1 pseudogene is annotated in these 3,359 nt (G+C 68.8%); it reads right to left on the reverse strand.

Annotated features, from left to right (window positions below):
- Positions 1 to 2,984: pseudogene (locus ACIA6B_RS32480) on the reverse strand (type I polyketide synthase); the annotation flags it as partial.
- Positions 2,985 to 3,359: the final 375 nt, after the last annotated feature.

Genomic DNA, 3,359 nt, shown 5'->3' on the forward strand with positions numbered 1-3,359 from the left:
ACCACCCGCCAAAACTCCGCATCAAACCCACCATCCCCACCCCCCACCGACACACCCCGCACCACCGGCCAAAACCGCTGACGCTCAAACGGATAGGTAGGCAGTTCCACAGTCCGCCGGCCGGCACTCGTGTCGAGCAGTGTCGGCCAGTCCACCGTCCCGCCGTGTACGTGGACCCCGGCGACCGCGGTCAGAAGTGTCTGTGGCTCGTCGCGTTCGGCGCGCAGCGTGGGCAGCCACACCTCTGCGTCGGGGGTGTCGGTGTCGGCCATCGAGGTCAGGGTGCCGTCCGGGCCGAGTTCGAGGAAGACGTCCATGCCCTGCTCGCGCAGGGCGTTCACCGCGTCGTGGTAGCGCACCGTGTGGCGGGCGTGCGCCAACCAGTATTCGGGTTCGGTCACTCGGGCGCCGGGGGTGCCGGAGACCACCGGGATGGTTGGCTCACGCCACAGCACCCCGTGCAACACGTCGGCGAACTCGGCCAGCATCGGCTCCATCAACGGCGAATGGAACGCGTGACTGACCCGCAACCGCCGCGCCTTACCACCGGCCTCCCGCCACTGCTGCGCCAGGTCCAACACCACGGTCTGGTCACCGGAGATCACCGTGGAGCGGGGACCGTTGACCGCCGCCACACCCACCAGATCGGTGTGCCCCGCGATCAGGTCGTGGGCCTCGACCTCACTAGCGGTCAAGGCGACCATGGCCCCGCCAGCGGGAAGCGTCTGCATCAGGCGGCCCCGCGCGGCCACCACCGCCACCGCATCAGCCAGATCCCACACCCCCGCCACATGAGCCGCGCTCAGGTCGCCGATCGAATGCCCCGCCACATATTCCGGGGCCACCCCCCACGAACGGACCAGCCGATACAACGCCACCTGCACCGCGAACAACCCCGCCTGGGTGTACACCGTCTGATCCAACAACTGCGCGTCGCCCGCGACCACGTCCCGCAACGACCGCTCCAAATGGCGGTCAAAGGACGCGCAAACCTCATCGAACACGTCAGCGAACACCGGATACGCCTTGTACAGGCCCTGGCCCATCCCGAGGCGCTGACTCCCCTGCCCGGAGAACACCGCCGCCAACCGACCAGGCCCGGCGATCCCCGTCACCACCCCCGACGCCTGACCACCGGAGGCCAGTGCCTGCAACCCATCCATCAACGCTGATCGACGCTGGCCCAGGACCACCGCTCGATGCGTGAACACCGACCGGGCTACCAACCCGCGCCCCACCACAGCCGGCTCGACCTCGGGTCGGTCGGTCAGGAACCCGGCCAGCCGCTGCGCCTGCGCCCGCAACGCCACCTCGGACTTGGCCGACAACAGCCACGGCACCACCCCACCGGGCAGCGGAGCCACCAGCGACTCCTGGCCCGACGCCGCCGGCGAGTCCTGCGGCGACTCGAACAGCTCAGCGCCGTTCGGGGTCGCGGTCGGTTCGGGTTCTTCGATAATGAGGTGGGCGTTGGTGCCGCTGATCCCGAACGACGACACCCCAGCCCGCCGCGGCCGGCCGTTGACCGGCCACGGCGTGGCCTCGGTCAGCAGACGCACCGACCCGGCCGACCAGTCCACGTGAGTGGACGGGGTATCCACGTGCAGCGTCCTGGGCATCAGGCCGTGTCGCATCGCGAGGACCATTTTGATGATCCCGGCGACACCGGCGGCGGCCTGGGTGTGGCCGATGTTCGACTTCACCGACCCCAGGCGCAACGGCTGCCCCGGCGGCCGGTCCTGGCCGTACGCGGCAATGAGTGCCTGTGCCTCGATCGGGTCACCCAGGGTGGTGCCCGTGCCGTGCGCTTCGACCACGTCCACGTCGCCTGGCGACAGCCGGGCGTTGGCCAGGGCTTGGCGGATCACCCGCTGCTGCGACGGACCGTTCGGCGCACTCAACCCATTGGAAGCGCCGTCCTGATTGACCGCGCTGCCCCGCACCACCGCCAACACCTGATGCCCCCGCCGGCGGGCATCCGACAACCGCTCCAACACCAACACCCCGACACCCTCACCCCAGCCTGTGCCGTCGGCGGCGTCCGCGAACGGTTTACACCGCCCGTCAGCGGCCAACCCGCCCTGCCGGGAGAACTCCACGAACGCCCCCGGCGTGGCCATCACCGTCACACCACCGGCCAGGGCCATCGAACACTCACCCGAGCGCAACGCCTGCGCCGCCAGATGCACCGCGACCAGGGACGACGAACACGCCGTATCCACCGACACGGCCGGGCCTTCCAGGCCCAGGGTGTACGCCACCCGCCCGGATGCCACGCTTGCGCTGGTCCCGGTCAGTGTGTATCCCTCGGTGTCGGCCGGGCTCACCGCCAACTGCATGGCGTAGTCGTGGTACATCAGGCCCACGTACACGCCGGTGTCCGACCCGCGCAGCCCCGACGGGTCGATCCCGGCCCGCTCCAACGCCTCCCAGGAAACCTCCAACAACAGGCGCTGCTGCGGATCCATCGCCACAGCCTCACGCGGACTGATCCCGAAGAACCCCGCGTCGAACATCCCAGCCTCGGGAAGGAACGTTCCGTACCGGGTCTGCGACCGTCGCCGGTCGGGGTCGTGCAGCGCTGTCAGGTCCCAACCCCGGTCCGTGGGAAAATCACCCACCGCGTCGACGCCCTCGACCAACAACCGCCAGAACCCGTCCGGGTCATCCACCCCACCCGGATACCGACACCCGATCCCCACGATCGCCACCGGCTCATCGAGCACAGTGTCTACAGCGACCGGTTCCGTCGCCGGCTCAGACAACCCGTCCAACCGACGCTGAAGATATTCCCGCAGCTGCACAGGAGTGGGATAGTTGAACAGCAGAGTGCTCGACAGCCGCAACCCCGTCACCGCCGCGAGCCGGTCACACAACTTGACCGCAGCGTACGAATCGAAGCCCTGCTCCCTGAAACTGCGATCAGCATCGACATCCTGCGGCCCGTCATGACCAAGCACCACAGCCGCATGAGCACGGATCAGATCAAGCAACCGCCCGCCACCGGCTACCGGGACGCTTCTCACACCGGCTTCACCAGAGCCGTCCCGCCTCGCGGACCGTCCATTCTCGGTAACACCACCCACAGCCGCCCCGATGTCACCACGCTCGACGACGTCCTGGACCTGGCCGACCGAGACGACACCGGAGCCAACAGACTCGACCAACGCGTCCGGAAGCCAGTAGCGCCGACGCTGAAACGGGTACGTGGGCAGCGGCACCCGCCGGGGCACACCCCCCACAAAAGTCGGGGACCAGTCAACGGCGACACCAGCCACGTGCAGAGCAGCCACCGACCGCAGCCAACGATCACGCCCACCGTCGTCACGACGCAGCGTGCCCGCCACCACCAAGCCCTC

The sequence above is a fragment of the Micromonospora sp. NPDC051141 genome (assembly GCF_044455765.1).
Lineage (GTDB): Bacteria > Actinomycetota > Actinomycetes > Mycobacteriales > Micromonosporaceae > Micromonospora.